The sequence below is a fragment of the Bacillus sp. JFL15 genome, assembly GCF_001184225.1.
Lineage (GTDB): Bacteria > Bacillota > Bacilli > Bacillales > Bacillaceae > Bacillus > Bacillus siamensis.
Map to the genome: position 1 here is coordinate 725446 of NZ_KQ236689.1, position 21348 is coordinate 746793.

At 48.1% G+C, this 21348-nt stretch carries 22 protein-coding genes; 5 read left to right on the forward strand and 17 right to left on the reverse strand.

The genetic code is table 11. The features are described from left to right. Positions 1-127: 127 nt before the first annotated feature. A complete protein-coding gene (locus tag AD710_RS03625) occupies positions 128-364 on the reverse strand; it encodes a YuzB family protein (RefSeq protein WP_007408721.1) in 237 nt (78 codons plus the stop codon). A 266-nt stretch (positions 365-630) separates the two neighbouring features. Here AD710_RS03625 and AD710_RS03630 point away from each other — a divergent pair, with 266 nt between their 5' ends. After that, the gene (locus tag AD710_RS03630) at positions 631-1698 is read left to right on the forward strand and encodes an NAD(P)/FAD-dependent oxidoreductase (RefSeq protein WP_049627290.1); all 1068 of its coding nucleotides are present in this window, start codon (positions 631-633) and stop codon (positions 1696-1698) included. A gap of 37 nt (positions 1699-1735) precedes the next feature. Here AD710_RS03630 and AD710_RS03635 read toward each other — a convergent pair whose 3' ends face one another. Continuing rightward, positions 1736-2062, reverse strand: a complete 327-nt coding sequence (locus tag AD710_RS03635) for a YuzD family protein (protein WP_045926049.1) — start codon at positions 2060-2062, stop codon at positions 1736-1738. A gap of 79 nt (positions 2063-2141) precedes the next feature. Between AD710_RS03635 and AD710_RS03640 the strand changes: the two genes are divergently transcribed. After that, the gene (locus AD710_RS03640) at positions 2142-2477 is read left to right on the forward strand and encodes a NifU family protein (RefSeq protein ID WP_197083942.1); all 336 of its coding nucleotides are present in this window, start codon (positions 2142-2144) and stop codon (positions 2475-2477) included. Positions 2478-2514: 37 nt separating this feature from the next. Here AD710_RS03640 and AD710_RS03645 read toward each other — a convergent pair whose 3' ends face one another. The 5 genes from AD710_RS03645 to yutH all read right to left on the reverse strand — a co-directional run bounded on the left by AD710_RS03645 (position 2515) and on the right by yutH (position 9102). Beyond that, positions 2515-4497, reverse strand: coding sequence for a S9 family peptidase (locus AD710_RS03645; RefSeq protein WP_049628759.1), 1983 nt, complete (start codon positions 4495-4497; stop codon positions 2515-2517). 101 nt (positions 4498-4598) lie between these two features. Next, positions 4599-5528 (reverse strand): homoserine kinase, encoded by a 930-nt coding sequence (gene thrB, locus AD710_RS03650; RefSeq protein ID WP_016938067.1) that lies wholly within the window; start codon positions 5526-5528, stop codon positions 4599-4601. After that, positions 5525-6583, reverse strand: a complete 1059-nt coding sequence (gene thrC / locus AD710_RS03655) for a threonine synthase (protein WP_045926048.1) — start codon at positions 6581-6583, stop codon at positions 5525-5527. The genes thrB and thrC overlap by 4 nt, the downstream gene beginning before the upstream one ends. Further along, complete coding sequence (locus tag AD710_RS03660) at positions 6583-7884, reverse strand: homoserine dehydrogenase (RefSeq protein ID WP_049627291.1); 1302 nt, start codon at positions 7882-7884, stop codon at positions 6583-6585. The genes thrC and AD710_RS03660 overlap by 1 nt, the downstream gene beginning before the upstream one ends. 201 nt (positions 7885-8085) lie before the next feature. Next, the gene (yutH, locus tag AD710_RS03665) at positions 8086-9102 is read right to left on the reverse strand and encodes a spore coat-associated protein CotNH (RefSeq protein ID WP_156187151.1); all 1017 of its coding nucleotides are present in this window, start codon (positions 9100-9102) and stop codon (positions 8086-8088) included. A 154-nt stretch (positions 9103-9256) separates the two neighbouring features. Here yutH and AD710_RS03670 point away from each other — a divergent pair, with 154 nt between their 5' ends. Further along, a complete protein-coding gene (locus tag AD710_RS03670) occupies positions 9257-9757 on the forward strand; it encodes a phosphatidylglycerophosphatase A family protein (RefSeq protein ID WP_045926073.1) in 501 nt (166 codons plus the stop codon). Positions 9758-9783: 26 nt separating this feature from the next. Here the strand turns inward: AD710_RS03670 and AD710_RS03675 are convergent, their stop codons facing one another. The 4 genes from AD710_RS03675 to lipA form a co-directional block, all read right to left on the reverse strand. Next, complete coding sequence (locus AD710_RS03675; protein WP_049627293.1) at positions 9784-10554, reverse strand: TIGR01457 family HAD-type hydrolase; 771 nt, start codon at positions 10552-10554, stop codon at positions 9784-9786. A 33-nt stretch (positions 10555-10587) separates the two neighbouring features. Next, positions 10588-11022, reverse strand: coding sequence for a DUF86 domain-containing protein (locus AD710_RS03680; RefSeq protein ID WP_045926045.1), 435 nt, complete (start codon positions 11020-11022; stop codon positions 10588-10590). A 25-nt stretch (positions 11023-11047) separates the two neighbouring features. Further along, a complete protein-coding gene (locus AD710_RS03685; protein WP_003151928.1) occupies positions 11048-11323 on the reverse strand; it encodes a YutD family protein in 276 nt (91 codons plus the stop codon). A 218-nt stretch (positions 11324-11541) separates the two neighbouring features. Beyond that, positions 11542-12438, reverse strand: a complete 897-nt coding sequence (lipA, locus tag AD710_RS03690) for a lipoyl synthase (RefSeq protein WP_003151923.1) — start codon at positions 12436-12438, stop codon at positions 11542-11544. Positions 12439-12640: 202 nt separating this feature from the next. On the opposite strand from lipA, the gene lytH reads away from it, so the two are divergent. After that, complete coding sequence (gene lytH / locus AD710_RS03695) at positions 12641-13618, forward strand: L-Ala--D-Glu endopeptidase (RefSeq protein WP_049627294.1); 978 nt, start codon at positions 12641-12643, stop codon at positions 13616-13618. A gap of 37 nt (positions 13619-13655) precedes the next feature. Here lytH and yunB read toward each other — a convergent pair whose 3' ends face one another. The 6 genes from yunB to AD710_RS03725 all read right to left on the reverse strand — a co-directional run bounded on the left by yunB (position 13656) and on the right by AD710_RS03725 (position 19479). After that, positions 13656-14414: a sporulation protein YunB gene (gene yunB, locus AD710_RS03700; protein ID WP_076982791.1), complete on the reverse strand. Its 759-nt coding sequence runs from the start codon at positions 14412-14414 to the stop codon at positions 13656-13658. Between the two features lie 137 nt (positions 14415-14551). Continuing rightward, positions 14552-15946 (reverse strand): bifunctional metallophosphatase/5'-nucleotidase, encoded by a 1395-nt coding sequence (locus AD710_RS03705; protein ID WP_049627296.1) that lies wholly within the window; start codon positions 15944-15946, stop codon positions 14552-14554. A 17-nt stretch (positions 15947-15963) separates the two neighbouring features. Continuing rightward, a complete protein-coding gene (locus tag AD710_RS03710; protein ID WP_049627297.1) occupies positions 15964-16785 on the reverse strand; it encodes a sulfite exporter TauE/SafE family protein in 822 nt (273 codons plus the stop codon). A gap of 19 nt (positions 16786-16804) precedes the next feature. Further along, complete coding sequence (locus tag AD710_RS03715) at positions 16805-17656, reverse strand: DUF72 domain-containing protein (RefSeq protein ID WP_049627298.1); 852 nt, start codon at positions 17654-17656, stop codon at positions 16805-16807. A gap of 26 nt (positions 17657-17682) precedes the next feature. Next, the gene (locus AD710_RS03720) at positions 17683-18036 is read right to left on the reverse strand and encodes a YunG family protein (protein WP_049627299.1); all 354 of its coding nucleotides are present in this window, start codon (positions 18034-18036) and stop codon (positions 17683-17685) included. 99 nt (positions 18037-18135) lie between these two features. Continuing rightward, positions 18136-19479 (reverse strand): allantoinase, encoded by a 1344-nt coding sequence (locus AD710_RS03725; protein ID WP_049627300.1) that lies wholly within the window; start codon positions 19477-19479, stop codon positions 18136-18138. Between the two features lie 174 nt (positions 19480-19653). Here AD710_RS03725 and pucR point away from each other — a divergent pair, with 174 nt between their 5' ends. Further along, entirely contained in the window at positions 19654-21249 is a 1596-nt protein-coding gene (gene pucR / locus AD710_RS03730; RefSeq protein ID WP_047477704.1) for a purine catabolism transcriptional regulator PucR, read from the forward strand. The last annotated feature ends 99 nt before the right edge of the window (positions 21250-21348 follow it).

The window sequence follows — 21348 nt, forward strand, 5'->3', positions numbered from 1 at the left end:
CACCTCTAAAATTTTATTTAAAAAAAGTCTTTATTAAGATAACAATATTTATTTTTGCTGTCTACAAATTTTTTATTTTGCCAAATCCCGGGGCGCATAAAAAAAGAGGCCCGTTCGGAGCCTCTGATTAAAACATCGGATTTTCTTCTATGAATGTATATATGTTGTCAACCAATTCAGCAGGCGTGCCTCCCGTGACCACTTCGCCGTTAACCAAGGCAAACAGGGACTCCATGCATTTCCCGCAATAGCTTAAACAGCCGTATTCAAGCACGTCCAAGTTCGGATCCTTCTCTAAGATCTCTAGTGCTTCCTGGGAACCGCGCGCTAAATTGCTGACACAGAATTCAATCATCGGATTCATGCGGTTTCACCTCACATATGTACCTTATCCTAACGGAATTTCCTCTATTCGTCAAAGATCCGGTTTCACGCTCAACGTTATCGTAACATATTAATTCAGGTTAAAGGTTTTACTATTACGCGTTTTCTGGTCAATTTGTAGGTTATTTTAAAACTATTATTGTGGTTTTAGATCAAATTCGATATAATTCTAGATGTTATTTTACATAGTTCGTTATTTTGTAACAACATTGACTACCATATTTTTCGGGCAAAAGGGGAATCATTATGAAAAAATTGGTCTTGATCGGCGGGGGTTACGGAAACATGCGGGTGCTGCACCGCTTATTGCCGAACCAGCTTCCGTCAGATACATCCATCACGCTGATTGACAGAAACCCGTATCACTGCTTAAAAACAGAATATTATGCGCTCGCCGCCGGCACGATTTCTGATCATCATATCAGAGTGTCCTTTCCAGAGCATCCGAATCTGGATGTTCAATACGGTGAGGTGGCTTCCATCGACACGAAAAACAAACAAGTTCTGTTTCATGACCGCGAACCGATTTCTTACGATGACGCGGTGATCGGACTGGGCTGCGAGGATAAGTATCATAACGTGCCCGGCGCGCCGGAACATACTTACAGCATTCAAACCATTGACCAGTCACGCGAAGCCTATCAAAAGCTGAACAACCTCGGCGCCAATGCATCTGTCGCTATCGTCGGAGCGGGATTAAGCGGTGTGGAGCTTGCCAGTGAATTAAGAGAAAGCCGTGACGATCTGAAGATTATGTTATTTGACCGGGGCGATCTGATTTTATCAAGCTTTCCGAAAAGGCTCAGCAAATACGTTCAAAAATGGTTTGAAGAGCACGGCGTCACCATTATCAATAATGCGAATATTACAAAAGTGGAAGACGGCATTGTTTATAATCATGATGAAGGAATACCGGCCGATGCCATCGTGTGGACGGCGGGAATTCAGCCGAATAGAGCCGTCAGAGAACTGGACGCTGAAAAAGATCCGCAAGGCCGCATCGTTTTGACACCGCACCATAACCTTCCGGGCGATGAGCATGTTTACGTCGTCGGTGATTGCGCGTCCCTTCCGCATGCGCCGAGCGCCCAGCTTGCTGAAGCGCAGGCGGAGCAAATTGTGCAGGTTCTTTTGAAACGCTGGAACAATGAAGAGCTGCCGGAAACAATGCCGCAATTTAAGCTGAAAGGTGTCCTCGGCTCGCTCGGAAAAAAAGCGGGTTTCGGTCTTGTCAACGACCGTCCGCTGATCGGGCGTGTGCCGCGCCTGTTAAAATCAGGCCTTTTATGGATGTACAAGCATCATAACGGCTGATAATGGAAAAGCCGCTGATTGCGATCAGCGGCCGTTTTTATGAGCCCGCCACATAGCCGCGCTTTTCCATTTCTTCATATATATCTTTTAAATGCGGATTCCCTTCTCCTACAATGACATCTTCCACCAGCACAAGCGGATAGAAAAATTCATCGTTTCTGATTCGCTCCGCAAGCTCTTTTGTCTCTTTTTGCTGAGGCGGTGTGTCAATATCAATATACTGCATGTTAAAAGGCTGCTCCGGATATTTCCGTTTCAGCGCCGCCTCCAGCCATTCAAACGTATCTTTGGCGCTCGGCATATTTACGCAGCTTGCGCAGAGCGTTTCAGCGCCGTAAACACTGAGCGTCACCGGCTTTGTCATGTTTATCATCCCCTTTCCACCAGTATACAAAGGACGGGGCAGCTTTTGTATAAAAAACGGTTTTTATGTTCAAGTTTAAATATGCTATAATGAAGAAAGCAACATTGCAAACCAAACATTAGATTTTTACCGTTACTGTGAATATAATGGTTTTATGCATATGAAAGGAGCGAATCTCATGACTGAGGTTGAAATGAAAGAGCAAGTACAGGAAGTATTGGATAAATTACGCCCGTTTCTGCTTCGTGACGGCGGTGACTGTGAGCTTGTCGACGTTGACGAAGGCATTGTAAAGCTTCGTCTCCTTGGCGCATGCGGCAGCTGCCCAAGTTCAACGATTACGCTGAAAGCCGGAATCGAACGCGCCCTTCTTGAAGAAGTGCCGGGTGTCGTTGAAGTAGAACAAGTATTTTAATAACAAAACCAGGCTGATGACAGCCTGGTTTTTTATTTTATTTTTGGAGATAGTCATTAAACCATGAATAAATATAACGGATGCGCTTGATCCGCTGTTCCGGATGGCCGCTTCTCGACAGCTCATGTGTGGCCTTCGGAAATCGGATGAACGCCGTCGCTTTGTTCAGCTTCTTCAATGCGATAAAGAGCTGCTCAGCCTGTTCTATCGGACAGCGGTCATCACGCTCGCCGTGCAGGATGAGAAGCGGCGTTGAAACGCGGGACGCATATTTTACAGGTGAACGGTCCCAAAGCTTATCCGCTTCCTCAAACAGATCATGGCCAAGCTGCCAGTCGGTAAAAAAGAAGCCGATATCGCTGACACCGTGGAAACTGAACCAATTTGAAATGGAGCGCTGCGTGACGGCTGCTTTAAAACGGCCGGTCTGCCCGACAATCCAATTTGTCATAAACCCTCCGTAGCTTCCGCCCGTCACGCCGAGACGGCTGCTGTCAATAAACGGATACGCCTGAATGGCTTCATCCACCGCCTGCATGACATCACGGTAATCTCCGCCTCCGTAATCGCCTCTGACACGATTGACGAAATCCTGTCCATAGCCGTGGCTTCCCCTCGGATTGACATAGACGACAGCATATCCTTGCGCGGCCAGCACTTGGAATTCATGAAAATACGTATGCCCGTACATCATGTGAGGCCCGCCGTGTATGTATAGAATGAGGGGATAAGTTTGATCTTCTTCAAAAGCCGCGGGCTTTAAAAACCAGCCGTGCACCGTCAGTCCGTCTTTCGTTTCATATTGCAGCTTCTCCGGCACGGATATGATGCGTTCCTCTGTAAAACAATCATTGTTGTTTGTCAATTGCTTCTCTTTACCGTTTTCAAATGAAATGCTGTAAAGCTCAGAAGGCCGCGCGGGTTTGGCAATTACGGCGATACAGCTTTTCTGATCGGGATGAAAAGCAAAACCGTTCACATACTCTTCTTCTAATCGGATCGGATAGACGAGGCCGTCAATCGAGATATAATAAATACCGGTGCTTCCCTGCTCGCTCCCGAGGACGTAAAATCCCTGCCCGTCATTTGTCCAGACCGGCCGGGGCGTCACTCCTCCTATGAGTGAATCGGCAATAAGCGCATCGCTCAAATGAACATCCAGCATGTCGGTTAAGCAGGACAGCCGCTCATTTTTCACATCGTACAGCCACGCTTTTTCTAAGGTTGCGTTGCGAAATTCATTCTCATGGCCCAGCATCGCGATATAAGAACCATCCGGTGAAAACACGCAGGAGCCGAAAGAACCGCTGTGCGGGGTAATCTGTTTGAGATCGCCGTCTGCCAGATTCATCAGGTAGACATCGCTCGGCTTTCCGGCGTCACCGGGATCACATAAATTGGCGGTAAACGCAATCTGCTTGCCATCCGGTGAAAATGCCGCGTCATCATGATCCGCTTCATGGTCTGTCAGCTGCTGAATCTCCCCCGTTTCAAGATGAATCAGCACAAGCTGTGTCCAGCTGCCGTTGAGCAGGCCCTTTCCGTCACGTTTATATGTTAATGACTGAATGTCAATTGGCTCATATTCGTCATACTTCTTTTTTTCTTTCTCATCGGCGCGCTCCGCTGATGTCAGACTGACGGACACAAGCACGGATCTGCCGTCGGGAGCCCATATCGGATCTGACACGCCCCAAGGGATATCAGACGCCTTTTCCGCCTCTCCCCCGGCAGTGTCTATGATGTACAGCTGAGGGACGCCATCCTCCCTGTCAGAAACAAAAGCAAGGCGCCGTCCGTCAGGCGACCACCGCGGGCTTGTATTTTTACCGCTTCCGAATGTCCACGGTTTGGAGGTGCCGGATTCTGTGTCGTACACCATAATGGCTGAGGAATAAGAGTCCCGTTTATCATTAACTGTTGTCCTGACGTATGCGGCCCGTCTGCCGTCAGGGGCGTATTGGGGATCTGTTACGGATACGAGAGACGCAATGTCCTCCTCGGTTATAAGTTTTTTCAATCGTTTCTCCTCCTTTTCTCTTTTATTTCGCTTCCCTAAATAAAAATCCTTCTCCAGAAAAAGAAAGCGTCCTTCTCTGATGGGAAGAACGCTTTTTACCATTATACACTTTTCATTTGTTTTAAAGGGTTCCGTTCGATTACGCTTCCTTCTGACGGGACGGTAAGTGACGCAATCTCACAGTGCGGAAAATGCTGAGAAAGGTGGCTTCTCATCTCTTCTCCTTTTCCTTTTGCAGTGAGGACAAGAATCGTCGGGCCCGCTCCGCTCAGCGCCGTCCCATAAGCGCCTTTCATTTCTGCCGCATGCTCCACCTTCGAAAGCTCAGGAACAAGCATGGCGCGGTACGGCTGATGCAGCATGTCTTTTCTCATCATTTTCCCCGCGAGCGCCCAGTCATTTGACATGATCGCAGCAACAAGAAGGTTGCTGACGGCGCTTGCTTTAACGGCGCCGCGGTACGGCAGTTCTTTCGGGAGGACGTCTCTTGCGTCCCTGGTCAGAACTTCGTAAAACGGAATAACCGCAACAACGTCGATATCCGCTTCGGCTGTACGCACGATATGTGTTTCATCTTCTTCATGAAGGCCGATCACAAGCCCTCCTGCGAGAGAAGCGGCGGCATTATCAGGGTGCCCCTCTTCAAGACTGGCTAAGTGCAGCTTGTCGCTTTCCGGCAGCTGCAGGCCGCATAACTCATCCGCAAGCTCAATGGCGGCGACGATAGCGGCTGCGCTGCTGCCGAGACCCCGCGCAAGAGGGATGTCGCTCCACACCTTGACATGCGCGGGCGGCAGCTCTTTCTGATAACGGTCAGCCGTCCGTTTGGCGACTTGATAGATGAGGTTGTCCGTTCCTTGAGGGATGCCCGCGACAGTTTCCGTCTCCGCCGAAAACGTCCATTCATCATTTCGGAAAACCGAAAGCTTCAAATATCTGCTGAGCGCCATCCCGACGGAATCAAAGCCCGGTCCTAAGTTGGCGGTGCTTCCCGGAACCGTAATGGAAAACAGCATCTCCGCCTCATTCATACACGCGCCGCTCCATTTAAGTATTCGAGAATACTGTCTTCATCTGTCGGCAGCGTGATCGGTTTTATCTCAGATACGTCTACAGCCGTGTTCGGATCTTTCAGGCCGTTTCCGGTCAAGACTGCGACAACCTTGCTTCCTTTTGGAATTTCACCGGATTTCACCTGTTTTAAAACGCCGGCGATGGATGCACAGGAGCCCGGCTCGGCAAATACGCCTTCTTCACGGGCAATCAGCTGATAAGCGTGAAGGATTTCTCCATCTGTGACCTCATCAATTTTTCCGGCTGACTCTTCCGCTGCAAGCACGGCTTTGTCCCAGCTGGCAGGGTTCCCGATCCGGATTGCCGTCGCAACGGTTTCGGGATTTTTAATGACCTCGCCGCGAACGATGGCCGCAGAACCTTCCGCCTCAAAACCGCGCATCTTCGGAAGGCCGGTGCCGTTTTTCTCATGGTATTCTTTGAACCCTTTCCAGTAGGCCGTAATATTCCCGGCGTTTCCTACCGGGATCGCCAGAATGTCCGGCGCTCCGCCGAGCTGTTCGCATACTTCAAAGGCCGCTGTTTTCTGCCCTTCAATCCGGTAAGGGTTTACCGAATTCACTAATGCAATCGGAGATTTTTCACAAATCGACCGGACGATGGCCAGCGCGTCGTCAAAGTTTCCGTCAATCGCGATGATTTCCGCTCCGTACATGACGGCCTGCGCAAGCTTTCCGAAGGCGATTTTTCCGTCCGGAATGATGACAATGCATTTCATGCCTGCTCTCGCCGCGTATGCCGCAGCCGCCGCGGATGTGTTGCCTGTTGAAGCGCACATGATCGTATCATTGCCTTCTTCTTTCGCTTTGGCGACCGCCATGACCATGCCGCGATCTTTAAAAGATCCCGTCGGATTAATGCCCTCCGTTTTCACATGCAGCTCAATTCCGAGCTTTTCGGAAAGCTTCGGAAGATGAATCAGCGGCGTATTTCCTTCATGCAATGTCAGGGCCGGCGTTTGTTCCGTCACCGGCAGAAATTCTTTATATTGATGGATGAGTCCTTTCCACATTAGCTCCAACCGTTCCCTTCTACGCGATATGTGCTTTTTACTTCCTGTACGACTTCGAGATCATTTAAGTTTTGCAGAATGTCGCTGAAATCTTCTTCTGATGCATGATGCGTGACAATCACGATTTCCGCAAGATCATCGCGGCCTTTGATCGGCAGCTGCAGAATTTTTTCAAAGCTTACGCCGCGCTCTGAGAAAGCGGATGTGATTATTGAAAAAGAGCCGACCTGGTCTTTGACGTGAATTCTTAAAAACTGCTGGGCGTAGATATCTGACGGCTGCTTCAGATTTCTTTCATACTGCGGGGCGACAAAGCTGTTTCCGTTTACGCCGAGACGCATGTTTTTCATAACCGCGACCAGATCGGAAACTACTGATGTCGCAGTCGGCATGCTTCCGGCGCCGGGGCCGTAAAACATCGTTTCTCCGACAGCTTCTCCGTATACGTAAACGGCATTAAACTCGTTATGCACCGCAGCGAGCGGATGATGATCAGGGAGCAGTGTCGGCTGAACGCTGACCTCGATTTTATTGTCATCACGCTGGGCGATGCCGATCAGCTTCATTGTGTAGCCGAGCCGTTTGCTGAAGCTGATGTCTTCATCCGTAATGCGGGAAATCCCTTTTACTTTGACATCGTCCAAGTCGACATTCATAGAGAAACCGAGACGGGCTAAAATCGCCATCTTGCGTGCGGCATCGAGTCCTTCTACATCGGCGGTCGGGTCCGCTTCCGCGAATCCGAGATCCTGCGCTTCCTTCAGCACTTCTTCATACGGGCTTTTTTCTTTAATCATTTTCGTTAGGATGAAGTTCGTCGTTCCGTTGACGATTCCCATCATTTTTGTGATCCGGTCAGAGGAAAGCCCGTCTTCTAGTGTACGTAAAATCGGAATTCCTCCGGCGACACTCGCTTCATAATACAAGTCACAGCCATTTTCCTTTGCGGCGGCTAAAAGCTCTGAGCCGTACACAGCGATCAAATCTTTATTTGCTGTCACGACATGTTTTTTCGCTTTCAAGGCGTCGAGCAGGTATTGCTTCGTCTGTTCGACACCGCCGATGACTTCAATAATCACATCGACCTCGGGGTCATCGATCACATCATAGACTTCCGTCGTCAGCACTTCTTTCGGCAGGTCTGCGTCTCGTTTTTTATCAATATCTTTAACTAGCACTTTTTTGATCGTCACCGGACAGCCGACCTGGTGCATAAGCTTATCCTGATGATCTTGTATAATTTTGACGACACCGCTTCCCACGGTTCCCAGTCCTAACAGTCCAATACGAATTGCTTCCAAAGAGAAACTCCACCTTTCTTCCTTTTGTCCACTTGAAAAGGACAATTGTTAACCCTTCACAGACATTTAAGTTACAAATATTATATAAGCCCGCTTTTGTTTTGACAAGCGGCTGAATATTGATTTCGCGGTCATGAAAACGCTTAACACACTGATATGACAAGATTCCCTATTTTCTAAATATTTTTGCGTTATATTTTCTTACGAAATGCTTCCTTTTCCGAGCCAGGCGACAGGCGGGACAAAAACCTGCGCCGCTCTGACATTCAGCATGTCGTGACATGTCTGCAAAAACTGTTCATAACGGGTGCAGTCGGCAAGAATGTAGTCCAGCTGCTCTTCGTAAAAATGCTTTTCAGATTCATGAGAGATGTAATAGCTCTCCACCGTCTCGAAAAAATGGAGCGGAAACAGCAGGCGGCTGTAAAACAGGCGTTTGGAAAAGGAGGATAACGGCGTAACTTGCTCATACTCCTGTAAAAACAAAAACCCGTCATTGAGCAAGTCGTCACGATGATACAAATATGTGCTGCGCATATATTCCGCAATATCACGGGCGGCATGGTCGAATACCCAATCGCCCGGAATGCGGATCAATGATTCCTCCGACCAGGTATCCCGCTCCATCCGCTGATGGCAGATCGTCCCAGAGTCTTCCGCGCCGGGATTGTCATCCAGCTCCGTATCCACTAAATATTGAATGGCATTTTCCGCTAAGCCTGAATAATAAGGAAATGCTTCGATCATTTTCTTTTCGAACGGTTCAAGCGGAGACATATGAATTTTCTGCATCCAAAATGATTCCAGCTGATCCACCCGTTTTCCCCATAAGTCCTTCCATTGGCCGATTCTGCCCGCTTCTTTCACTTCATAAGGAAAACCCCGCCCTTTTCTGTGGAATTCAGCAAGCTCCCCTCCGACAGAAAATGACCGGTTTGAGACGGGAATCGGCGCTTTTAAGAGCGCATATGTTTTGCCTTCGTCCTCAAAGGTCAGTTCTCCTTCCTTCGTAAAGATAAACACTGAAACGTATGGGTCACTTTGTTCTTGTAAATACTGACTCATGTAATAAAGCTCCGTCAGCTCTGATTGCGAAAATCCGGAGACGGGAATAATAAGAAAGAAGGAATTAGGCGTCTGGAAGCATTGGTATTTCTGATAAACGGAAAGCTGTCTGACATGGATGCCGTATTTTTCTTTAATGATGCTTTTCATCATAATCACCTGCCTGAAAAATTAGAGCTATTCACATCGTAGTCATACGCCGGCGGAATTATGAATACATATTGTATTCCTTTGAATGAAGAGGAGAAACATCGTACACATCGGAAGGATGCTGTATAAACTAGTAAAAAAAGATTGGGTGAAGCAAATGTCAGAAAAGGAACAACTGAATCAGGTGGAAGCTGTCGCCAGAGCGCGTTTACAAGAACGGGGAGTTGAGACGGATGATATTGCCGAGCTTGTGTATTTCCTTCAGAAAAAATATCATCCTGATTTGACGATAGAAGTATGCAGGCTCAATGTGGACCGCGTCATCGCGAAACGCGAGGTGCAAAACGCGATTTTAACGGGAATAGAATTAGATGTGCTCGCCGAACAAAAAAAGCTGTCTGAACCGCTTCAGACCATTTTGGCGATTGATGAAAGCCTGTATGGGGTTGACGAGGTGCTCGCCTTCTCTATCGTGAATATATACGGCTCGATCGGCTTTACGAATTACGGTTATATTGACAAAGAAAAACCCGGCATTCTCGGGCGGTTAAATGATAAATCAACGGGCGAATGCCATACGTTTCTTGATGATATCGTCGGCGCAATCGCAGCAGCGGCTTCAAGCCGGCTTGCCCACAGCGCCAGAAATACAGAATAAGGACGGCCGTCATGGCCGTCCCTTTTTTATAGATGTTCAATCCATTCAGTTAAAGAGTCAATCGCATATGTCGGCTTCTGATCGTAACCGGCCATATGCTCACGCTTTGTCACTCCGGTATGAACGAGCAGCGTATCCATGCCCGCATTGATGCCGGCCATAATATCCGTTGCATAGTTATCGCCGACCATGAGTGTTTCGGAAATATCCGTTCCGAGCACACGCATCGCCTGTTCCATAATAATGGATTCCGGCTTGCCGATAAAGACAGGCTCGGCGCCCGTGGACACCGTCAAAACGGATGTCAGTGAGCCGTTCCCCGGCAAAAGCCCTCTTTCAGTCGGAATGGCGACGTCTCCGTTTGTTGAAATAAACCGGGCGCCGTTTCTGATCGCCAGACATCCCGTAGCCAATTTTTCATATGTAATGCCGCGGTCGATTCCCACAACGACAAAGTCCGCGTTTTCTTCTCCGAAGCTCAGCCCGTTTTCTTCGATAGCCTGGCGGATGCCTTCTTCGCCGATCACATATACCGACGCATCTTTTTTCTGCTGGGCGATATGCTGCGCAGTCGCCATGCTAGTTGTGAAAACCTGTTCTTCAGAGGCCGGAATGTCAAAGCTCATCAGCTTGTCCGCCACCTGCTTCGGCGTCCGGGAGGAATTGTTCGTCACGAATAAATACGGAATGCCGCGCGCTTTAAGCGTTCTCACGAATTCACACGCTTCTTCGATTTTTTCCGTCCCGTTGTACATTGTGCCGTCCAAATCAATCAAATATCCTTTATAATCCTTCATACTCAACACTCCTGTGGATTTTCTCACTTGTTGTTATTTAAATGCGGAAACAGGGCCTAACTCTGTTTCAAGGTAGGTTCTTACGCGGGCCGGAAAGGCTTTCAGCACGTCTCTGTTTGACGAGATCAGTGTAAACAGCTCCTGATGATCGGCGTGCTGATATTCCTGAACAAGCTGCTTTCTGGAAGAGATCAATTGCTTCAGCTTATTTCCTTCTTCCTCAGCTACCACCTTTTCGTCCGTCAGAATATCCATGATGTCGTCATAACTTCCCGGATCGCGCATGATAAAGCCGTCAATCATATCATTTCCGACATCGAGAATGCATTCGATCATAAGATGGCTGATCCGCTCAAGCGCTCTTTTTTCGATCTCGCTCTGCCAAGCCGGCGTGCTGTCAAACAGCGCCAGCTGATTCTCAAAAAAACGGAGTGTTTGTTCGATATTATTTCTGTCAACAAAATACACGTGACAGCATCCCCTTCTGCATCAATTATTTTCTGATTCGTTTAAGAACAAAATACGCGCAGCCGAAATTGCAGTATTCGTAAATGTATTCGTCCAATGTGCTGATTTTCGTTTCAAAGGTTGCTTTTTGATTCTGGTCATCAAAGAAGCCTTTGAGCCGCAGCTGACTGTATCCCCAGTCCCCCACAATGTAATCATATTTATTTAATATGTCCGAATAGCGGGCTTTGAACGCTTCTTCATTAAAGCCGTTTTTAAAATCATGTACGAGTTCAAACTCGGCATTTTGAATAAGAATCATGTCTTCACCTCTTTTATCACTCTTTACTATCATAATTCATTGACTTCTGTGCATCAATTGCAAAATGAGACGCTTCGGATTGCGGAGAAGATTTTTCCCTTTTATATCCAGTTTAGCGGTTCAGACGGTCCTTATTCAAGAATGACTTTTTTTCGGCTGAAACGGCTCCATCACAAAAAACCCAAAACCTGCGGCGTTTTGGGTTTTTTCGGCTTATATTATGCTTGGGCCTGGCGCTTTTTAGATGCTTCGTTTACTTGTTCATCCGCATGATAGGAAGAACGGACAAGCGGGCCTGCTTCACAGTGGCTGAAGCCTTTTTGCATCGCGATTTCTTTCAGTTCGGCAAATTCGTCCGGATGATAATATTTTTGAACTTTTAAATGTTTTTTGGATGGCTGTAAGTATTGGCCGATCGCCATGATGTCGACATTGTTCGCAAGCAGGTCGTCCATCACTTCAATAATTTCTTCCTTCGTTTCGCCGAGACCGATCATAATGCTTGATTTCGTCGGAATGTCAGGCTGCATTTCTTTCGCACGGCGCAAGAATTCTAAAGAACGGTCATATGTTGCACGGGCGCGGACTCTCGGTGTCAGGCGGCGCACGGTTTCAATGTTGTGGTTCAGAATATCAGGACGGGTATCCATTAATGTTTTCAGGTTGTCGTAATTTCCGCCCATATCGGATGGCAGCACTTCAATCGTCGTGAACGGGCTTTTTCTGCGGATCGCCCGGACCGTTTCCGCAAAGACGCCTGCTCCGCCGTCTTTCTGATCATCACGCGCCACGGCGGTGATGACGGCGTGCTTTAAGTTCATCAGCGCAACCGAATCAGCTACGCGTTCCGGCTCCTGCAGATCCAGCTCAGTCGGCAGACCCGTTTTGACAGCGCAGAAGCGGCATGCTCTCGTACAGACGGAACCGAGAATCATGAATGTCGCCGTACGTCTGACAGCCCAGCATTCATGGATGTTCGGGCATTTTGCTTCTTCACATACGGTATGCAGATTATTTTCACGCATTAATTTTTTGAGACCCGTATAGTTTTCATTCGTGTTCAGCTTTATTTTGAGCCATTCCGGCTTTCTCAGATGCTCGTCTTTCTTTGCCATTTCCCCATCATCTCCATTATCCCTTTATTCATGTTTATGTGCGAAAAATTTCTCTTTCACGATGGATATAAAACTCGCGGATTTCTATTCATAAGTCACTTTAACATAGGAAAAATTTCTCGACAAGGGAAGAGAATTACTTACATTTTCTCGGATTGTTGCCGCAAACTATTTGTATTCAATCCTGAAAGGAGATCATGTTGTGAAAGTTCTGTTATCTGCTCTTCTCCTTTTATCCGTTTTCTGTCCGGCTGCAAGCGGAAAAGAACGATCGGCTTCTGTCTACGACGGACGGATGCAATTGTACCGCAAAGCCGAGGCGGTCACACAGATTCCTTGGTATGTGCTTGCAGCGGTTGATCAATATGAAGAAAATGTCCGCTCGAACCGAAAGGATCTGCCTGAAAAAGCGGGAATCATCAGCATTTATATTCCGGATCATTTGTGGAGCGGGCCTGAAAATCCAAATCCTAAGGACGATGCGCCCCTCAGTATTAAAGTATTTGACGGCATCGGCCTGGACGGCGACGGTGACGGAAAAGCCGAGGTAAGCAATGATGAGGATATCCTTTATACATTTGCACAGTACTTAGCGGGATTCGGAACGGATCTTGACCATATCCGCATCGGCCTCTGGAATTATTACCGCCGTGATCAGACGGTCGGCATTATCACCGAATTCATGACACTGTTCAAGACATTCGGCCGCCTTGACCTCGGAGAGCACGCCTTTCCGCTTCCCGTAAAGACGGATTACAGCTACCGCAGCACTTGGGGAGCTGCGAGGGGGTTCGGCGGGCGCCGGATTCACGAAGGAACGGATCTGTTCGCTCGTTACGGGCTCCCAGTCAGATCGACCTGCTACGGGATTGTCGAAATGAAAGGCTGGAACCGCTTCGGCGGCTGGAGAATCGGCATAAGGGATATCAATAACACGTATCACTACTTCGCTCACCTGAACGGCTTTGCCAAAGGCATTCATAAAGGCCAGATCGTCAAACCCGGTGAGGTGATCGGTTCTGTCGGAAGCTCCGGCTACGGCCCGCCCGGCACCGCGGGAAAATTTCCGCCGCATCTTCACTACGGGATGTATAAAGATAACGGCAGAGCGGAATGGTCTTTTGACCCGTATCCTCATTTAAGGGCATGGGAACGGAAAGAAATCCGCAGGAAAAAGTAAACACACAGCCGCCAGAAGAGAATGCGGCTGTGTGTCTTTATTTGTCTTTCTCCTTTTTTTCATTCGGCAGCTGAACGGAAGGCGTCACACCTGATCCGCCGCTTCCGTTATAAAACTGCGGCACTTCTCCTTGAATGGCTTTAATGGAGACCGGAATATTATTTGTCACGACTGATGTTTTGCTGGCAAACGGGATAATCACCTTCACTTTAATCTCCACGAAAATACTGATATCAATCAGGGCATTGTTGATGCCGTACGGCTTTATTTTTGTTTTCACGTCAGTTAACGCATCGCCGATCAAGTTAAAGCGCACGGGGATTTTCGGCCCGAGATTCCCAAGAATGCTGTTTCCCGTGACCTGCCCTAAAGGGATGTTAATCATAATTGCATCGGCCGTTTTGGCGCCTTTTTCTGTTTCATGCTGCTTATTGTTCGACTCCGCTTCCTTCAGATGAGCCTGAAGCTGCTTTGTCACTTTCGCCTTCATGCTGTTGACCACTTGTGTATTAAAATCCATCGTTGTGACTTTTCCGTTTTCATCCGTTTTCATATCGACCATATCTTTCACATTGTCGCTGTGAGACATGTATTCTTCAATGGATTCTGTAATGACCTCTGTCGCCACCCGTTTTGTTTCCATTTCTCCGATGTTCATCAGCACCGGTTTAATTGAGGAGTTGATCATCCAAAGGCTGATGACCGTCGATATGATAAAAAAAGCAAACGACAGAAGAAGCACATACCGAAAAGGCAAAGGCCCTCTCTTGCGAAGAGTGCTCCGGTATCTAGGCAAGAAAAATCCCCCCTTACATATCACAATGTATGCTTGTAAGAGGGGACATAGTAATTTATTTTTGCTCTTAAAAAGTCACGCTTTCCTTCATTCAAGTGCCCGCGGCAGAAATGAGCCGACGAACGAACACCCTGACATTACGGCTGCTGCGCAAGCTTCCAGGCGAGCAGATCTCTTAAAAACTCCGGCATAAAGTATTGTTTTTCTTTCGAATCACGGATCTCAGGGAACAGCTTGCCGAGTGTGAACATGTCGAGAACGGCAACCGAGTATATCCGGTCCGGATCAAGCTCTTCTCCGTTCACTTTCACATTGATGAGGTGCGTCACCCCGTCTTCAAGGATGTCAGTCTCCACCTCTGCTCCGGCATATACCATCCTGCCCATGACTTCTCCGCGGAAGCCGAGGCCTTTAATCCGCAACTGCTCCATTTTTTCAGAGGCAGCCTGGCTGATTGTTTCTTGAAGTTCCCTGCCTGAAAGACGCACGGCGACCGGATTGATCGGATGCGGGCAGATGCGGTGCAGATCAAGCTTTGTGACAGGCCCCTTTCTTAAAGGCCCCAAAATGACACCTGAATTCACCATGCTGACTTCACAGCCGCACCAGCTTTTCAGCGCTTCGGCTAAAAGAAGCGGAAGGGGCGATTCTTCAAACCACTTCACGCCGGCTTCTTCATTCAGATCGGCGACTTGCACGGAGAGCAGGTTTTCCGCTTCCCGTTCTTTCTCTTTCAGATAAGCCGCCGTATCTTCAGATTCACCGTGCCAATCAGCCATTTTCTGCACAGATGCCTGTTTGCTGACGATGGTTCTTGATTCGCTTTCGATCGTCAGCTCGACACAGCCGACATAGTTCCCGTATTTCTCCGCACAGGCAAGCAATACGCCGTTTATGTCCTGGCCGTCCTCAAGAAGGTGGTGCGTATGCGATTCAAGAATGACATCAATATCGGGGAATTTTTCCGCTGCGGCCCGGTCATCGATCAAGCCTAAATGCGAAAGCAGAATGATGATATCCGCTTTGCCCTTGATATCGTCAAGCGATTCTTGAATGCTTTTTTCCGCATCCGTCACCGTCCAGCCAAGCTTTTGATAGACGGGATAATACGGCACCGTGACGCCGAGTATGCCTGCGGTCATCCCGTTTTTCAGCGTTTTGATCACGTATGGCTCGGCCCATTCCGGCCGCTGTCCGTCCGCATCAAACAGGTTGGACACTATGACGGGAAACGCGGCATGATTATATAAATCCGCCAGTTCATCATGAGGCAGCGTAATTCCTTCATTATTCCCGACGGCGGCCGCATCAATCTCAAGACGGTTTAACAAGTCGACATTCGCTTTGCCGAAGGTCGCTTCCGTTATCATTTGAAATCGGTCCATATGGTCGCCGATGTCGAAAACGAGTGTTTCCTCCCCGTCTTTTTCATGCTCATGTTTCTTCTGCTCAATATAATGTACGATTTTCGGCCAATTTTCGAAATGGCTGTGCAAATCATTCGTATGATATAAACGGAGCTTTTCTAACATACCATCTCTCCTACCTTTTAGCTGAATATCCCTTGATAAATCAATTCACAGCCGATCAAAATCAAGACGATCCGCATGAAAAGCACGATCGTTTTCGTCTGCACCCGCTTGTTGACCCACGCGCCCATTTTACCGCCGAACCAAGCGCCCGGAATAAGACACAGCGCATACAGCCAATTGACATGGCCTTCTGCGATATGTGACACGGAACCCGTCACGGAGGATAAGAAAATAATGAGCATTGACGTCGCCACAGCCACTTTCGGCGGGAACAAAAATAACAGCATCATGGCCGGAACCATAAGAGAGCCGCCGCCAATGCCGAAAAGACCGCCCAATAAGCCGACGAAAAAGGCAATCGCGATACCGGTAAACATACGGTACGAATATGTATAAAGCTCACCCGATTCATCCTCAAATGTCCGGATCATGCCTTTATGCGCTTTATTGACCGGTTTTGCTTTCGCCTTCAGCATTAATGTAATGGAAATCAAGATCATAAAAAGTCCGAACCAGACGGAAAACGTATGCGCATTAAAGAGTTTAGACAAATACGCGCCGATGATACTTCCCGGGCCGGAACCGATAAAAAAGAGCAGCCCGCTTTTGTAATCAACGGTTTTATATTTCATATAGGCCAGAGTTGATGACAGACCCGTAAATATAATCACCAAAAGGGACGTGCCGATGGCAGTCTGCGGTGTTACGTCATGGAAAAACGGAGTCATCGTGCTTAAATAGAGCATTGCGGGCACAATAATAATTCCTCCCCCAAGCCCGATCAGGCTGCCGACCGTTCCCGCGATAAATCCTAATATTATTAAAATAAGATAAGACATGTGTCTTGAAACCTCTTTTCTAGCTGAATAGGTCAAGCTGCTTCGGAGCAAGCCCGGTATATTGTATATCTAGCATTTCAAGCATCTCAAGGCCGTTGTCGGCGGCGTCTCCGCCTGAGTTATTATTGAAGAGCACGTACAGATTGCGCGACTGCTTTTTCAGCTCCTGAAGATTGTTTTTCCAATCTTTGAGTTCCTGTTTATTATAGCGGTATAAATATCTGACCTCACGCCAGTTTTGCCCGCCGTCAGGTTTGACCCAGCCCTGCTTGTTCCGTCCGTGAAAACGGACAAGCGTTTTTTCTTTATCCGTTGTTTTCAGGACGGTCGGAATGCTGCCCTCGCCGATTTGCGGCTCGTCACATATGGTGTGAATCCAGCCTTCCGACTTCATAAAGGAAAGCGTCTGCTCGTAAAATGGCGGGGAAAACCATGACCTGTTGCGGAATTCAAGCGCACACGGGATATCACCCATCTGCTGCCTGCACCATCTTAAATATGCGACGTTTTCTTTCTTGCAGTCAAACCACGGCGGGAATTGGAACAGCACCATGGCAAGCTTTCCATGCTCTATATACGGCGTCAATGACAGCTTAAACGCTTCAAACATCTCTTCCTTCGTTTCAAAAGGAATATCGCCGCGCTGATGGCCCGTCATCCCTTGATATGCTTTGATGATAAATTGAAAAGTTTCCGGCGTCTCTTTGACCCACCTCTCGTTATTACGGGCGGGCTGTATCGCGTAAAAGCTCGCGTCCAGCTCAACGATGGGAAAATGAGAGGAATACGCCTGCAGTTTTTGCGGGCCCGCCGTTTTAGGCGGATAGATGCTTTCATGATCCCCCCAACCCGTCAGTCCGATATAAATCACATTCCTTCACCTCTCACTCTAGTTTATCACAGGTGTTTTTCTCTTTCCGTCTCCATGTTTTGTCTGAATGCAGTTTTCAGATACCGGTATTGATGTTCATTGGTGTCCGAAAATGCTTCACTTCTGGTAGAAGGGATATGCTGATAGACGACCGGCTCCGAAAACTGTCCCCTCGTGAAATCATATATCTCCCCTTCTATTCGGTTATAAAAATGCCAGCTTGTGCCGGTTTTTGTTTTGAGAATGTCACCGCCGTAAACATCTTGGATGACTAAAGCCGTCACGCCGCACTGGCCTTTGGCCGGGCATTCTTCCGTCCATTTTGTACTGGACTGCCGCGACCAGGATGCCGTTAATATGTTCAAGATTTGATCATACAATGTGTTTTACTCCTTTTTATAAAAAGATACCACGTTGATGAAATTTTAAAAACAAGCAGGGCGGAAATCAAAAAAACCCGGCGGTAAAATCCGCCGGGCTTACGAAGGAACGACCAGCGCTCCGTCAATGCCTTCTTCTGCTTTCTTCCCGTCACTGTACACGCACCGGCCTTTGCTGTATGTAGCCGAAATGCGGGAGGGAAATGTATGTCCTTCGTAAAGGCTTAGCTTATGCTTTGCAAACATCGATTCTCTTGTGACAGTGTACGGCTCCATGCTGACGAGCACAAAATCCGCATCACACCCTGCTTCCAGCCGCCCTTTTTTCTGAAGGCCGAATCGCCGCGCAGGTGCCGCTGCTGTCCATTCAGCGATGGTTTCAAACGGAATCTGATGCTCAAGGGCGAGTTCCAGCATCCCTAATAAAGTAAACTGCCCGCCGCTGATTCCGCCCCATGATAAAAACAGATTATCCTCCCGCTTTAAGGATGGACGGCAAGGAGAATGGTCTGAGGAAACCATGTCAATGTGCCCCGCAATGAGCGCCTCGATCAGCGCTTCCTGCGACTCCCGCGGCCGGAGCGGAGGCGCGCATTTTGCGACAGAGCCCTTTTCCCGTAAATCGTCATGGCTGAACAAGACATAATGCGGGCATGTTTCGACCGAAACATCGAGCCCTTCCCGTTTCGCCTCTCTGATCAGCCGAACCGCTTTCGCCGTGCTGATATGAACAAAATGCACCGGACACCCTGTCACCCTCGCATACTGAATGGTGCGATATACCGCTTCAGCTTCAGCTTCGTCCGGGCGGGAGGCGGCGTACGCATCCGCATCCACCTTTCCTTCATTGGCCAAAACCATCTGCAAATAACTAGTGATCGCGTCGCTTTCCGCGTGAAGAGCGAGGATTTTCCCTGTTGCCGCGATTTCCGTCATGCCTTTGAGCAATGTCCGTTCATCAACAGATCGGAACTCGTCTGTGCCTGATCTTGATAAAAATGCTTTAAATCCGATCGCTCCCGCTTCAGCCATCGGGCGGATGTCCTCGATATGGCCTGGCACCAGGCCGCCCCATAGCGCAAAATCCACGGCTGATTTTTGTCTGCCGAGTTCAGCTTTTGCGTGTAGATGCTCTGCCGTCACGGTTGACGGGATGCAATTGAGCGGCATATCAAAATAGGTGGTGCAGCCGCCTGCCGCCATCATTTGAGAGCCTGTTTCAATCCCCTCCCAGTCCTCTCTGCCCGGTTCATTGAAATGAACATGGCAGTCTATCGCACCGGGAAACACGTACTTTCCGTCTGCTTGGATGATTTCTGCCCCGCTTGTTTCAATGACAGAACCCACCTCGGCAATGATACCGTTTTGAACTGCGATATCAACTTCCTTCACACCATCTGGCGTAACTGCCTTCGCACCTTTTATCACCATATCGTAAGCCATACCGATCCCCCCATGTCAGGTTGACGATTTTTCATGTCAGTTTATGTAACACAATCCATTCTATTTTCAACAGTTTACTGCTACTATAATCGTATTACATCAGCAAAACCGCTAGAATTCCTATTGAAAATTATTCATCTTAACCAATCTTTTTATAGAAAAGGAGAATACGCTATGAATATTTTTGATGTGATGAGAATACCGGCTTTTGAAAACGCCCATTTAATCGCTGGAAAAGCAGGAGGGGAAAGAGAGGTTCAGCATGTCAATATGATGGACGCACCGGATATCGCAGACTTCCTGCACAAGAATGAATTGCTCGTCACCACCGCGTATCACCTGAAGGATCACCCGGACCAGTTATCTGAATTGATTCGGCAAATGGCAAAACGCGGCTGCGCGGGTCTCGGCATTAAAACAAAGCGCTACTTGGAGGATATCCCGAAAGAAATCATCGAACTGGCCGATTCATACGCGTTTCCGATCATTGAGCTTCCGGAACACATCCGTCTCGGCGATATTGTAAATGCAACACTCAGCCGTATTCTCGATATGCGTTCCAGCGAGCTTCAGCAAGCCATTTACGCGCACAAAAAATTCACAAACCACATTATGAGCGGAAAAGGGCTGCAATCTCTCCTCAAAAAGGTCTCAGACCTGCTTCAGATACCCGTGCTGCTTCTGGACCAGCATGCCAAAATGCTGTCTGCGTCCCATCAGATCTCAATTGAGACCGAAAAGCTAAAAAGAGTCCTGAACACCGTATCCGGGCCGTTTTTCACTTGTTTTTCCGCAATCTCCGATCAGAAAACATATTCCGTCCTTCCTATTTATAATCATGAAAAAAACTGCGGCTTCCTGCTGATACCGGACATGGTGCATGCCGGCGACAAAGGATTGATTCTCACCATTGAGCAAGCGGCCAACGTAATATCCTTTGAACTGCTGAAGGAAAATGCGCTGAAGCAATTCAGCCGGCGTGCGCGCAATGAGTTTTTCAGCAATTTTATTGAGCGCACATTTTCTTCAGACGATGAAATCAAAAACCGGGCGAAGGAATTCAAGCTGCGCTGGGATCAAAAATACATGTGCATCGCCGGCAAACTCGACCGGAATAACGATTCGATCAGCTTCACAGAAAATCAGCTCGCCTCCGACGGTGTCTTCGACTTTCTTGAAGGTGAATTATCAGCCTTCCCGTTTCCGCCCCACCTTTTTATAAAAGGAAATGTCGGCATTATTCTGATAGAAGCGACAGACAGCTGGAATGAAATGCACGCCTCGGTGATCAGCTTTTTAGAGCAGTTCCAAACACAGGTCAGAGCTCAATTTAAGCGGACGGTGTCCTTTGGCATCAGCAATATATGCCAAAAGCTCATTGACGTCCCCGACGCTTTCACAGAGGCTTCTGATGCTCTGCACTCTGGGCATTTGTCAAGAAGTACGGAGTTTATCCAGGTGTATCACGCGAAAGATGTGCCCGAGCTTCTCCGCCTGCTTCCGGTTGAGGATTTGAAGAAGTTTTACAGCTCCACGCTTCAAAGCCTCGCTGAAAAACAGCAGGAGGATCAAAGCCTGCTTCATACGCTGTCCGTCTATTTAGAAACACACTGCCAAATCTCCGAGACGGCAAAGCGTCTGTACGTTCATCGCAATACGGTCATCTACCGCCTTGAAAAATGTGAGGATCTGCTGGGCAAAAGCTTAAAAGATCCTGAAACGACGATGCGTTTGCGGCTGGCCTTACGGATGCAGCGGCTGATCAGCTAGCATCCGTCACATAATCTTACAAACTAAACCGTTTTTCGTCACTTCCAGCAATAATGCCTGTCTTTTTCAGCTACTGTACCCAATGACACCCAAAAATCA

Bases quoted from the DNA above. Each gene is read 5' to 3' on its own strand.
- AD710_RS03675 (WP_049627293.1), bottom strand. From the start codon at position 10,554: ATGAAGGATTATAAAGGATATTTGATTGATTTGGACGGCACAATGTAC.
- AD710_RS03710 (WP_049627297.1), bottom strand. From the start codon at position 16,785: ATGTCTTATCTTATTTTAATAATATTAGGATTTATCGCGGGAACGGTC.
- AD710_RS03725 (WP_049627300.1), bottom strand. From the start codon at position 19,479: ATGGCTTACGATATGGTGATAAAAGGTGCGAAGGCAGTTACGCCAGAT.
- AD710_RS03670 (WP_045926073.1), top strand. From the start codon at position 9,257: ATGTCAGAAAAGGAACAACTGAATCAGGTGGAAGCTGTCGCCAGAGCG.
- AD710_RS03625 (WP_007408721.1), bottom strand. From the start codon at position 364: ATGAATCCGATGATTGAATTCTGTGTCAGCAATTTAGCGCGCGGTTCC.
- yutH (WP_156187151.1), bottom strand. From the start codon at position 9,102: ATGATGAAAAGCATCATTAAAGAAAAATACGGCATCCATGTCAGACAG.
- thrC (WP_045926048.1), bottom strand. From the start codon at position 6,583: ATGTGGAAAGGACTCATCCATCAATATAAAGAATTTCTGCCGGTGACG.
- thrB (WP_016938067.1), bottom strand. From the start codon at position 5,528: ATGAATGAGGCGGAGATGCTGTTTTCCATTACGGTTCCGGGAAGCACC.
- AD710_RS03630 (WP_049627290.1), top strand. From the start codon at position 631: ATGAAAAAATTGGTCTTGATCGGCGGGGGTTACGGAAACATGCGGGTG.
- lipA (WP_003151923.1), bottom strand. From the start codon at position 12,438: ATGGCAAAGAAAGACGAGCATCTGAGAAAGCCGGAATGGCTCAAAATA.
- AD710_RS03685 (WP_003151928.1), bottom strand. From the start codon at position 11,323: ATGATTCTTATTCAAAATGCCGAGTTTGAACTCGTACATGATTTTAAA.
- AD710_RS03635 (WP_045926049.1), bottom strand. From the start codon at position 2,062: ATGACAAAGCCGGTGACGCTCAGTGTTTACGGCGCTGAAACGCTCTGC.
- AD710_RS03705 (WP_049627296.1), bottom strand. From the start codon at position 15,946: ATGTTAGAAAAGCTCCGTTTATATCATACGAATGATTTGCACAGCCAT.
- pucR (WP_047477704.1), top strand. From the start codon at position 19,654: ATGAATATTTTTGATGTGATGAGAATACCGGCTTTTGAAAACGCCCAT.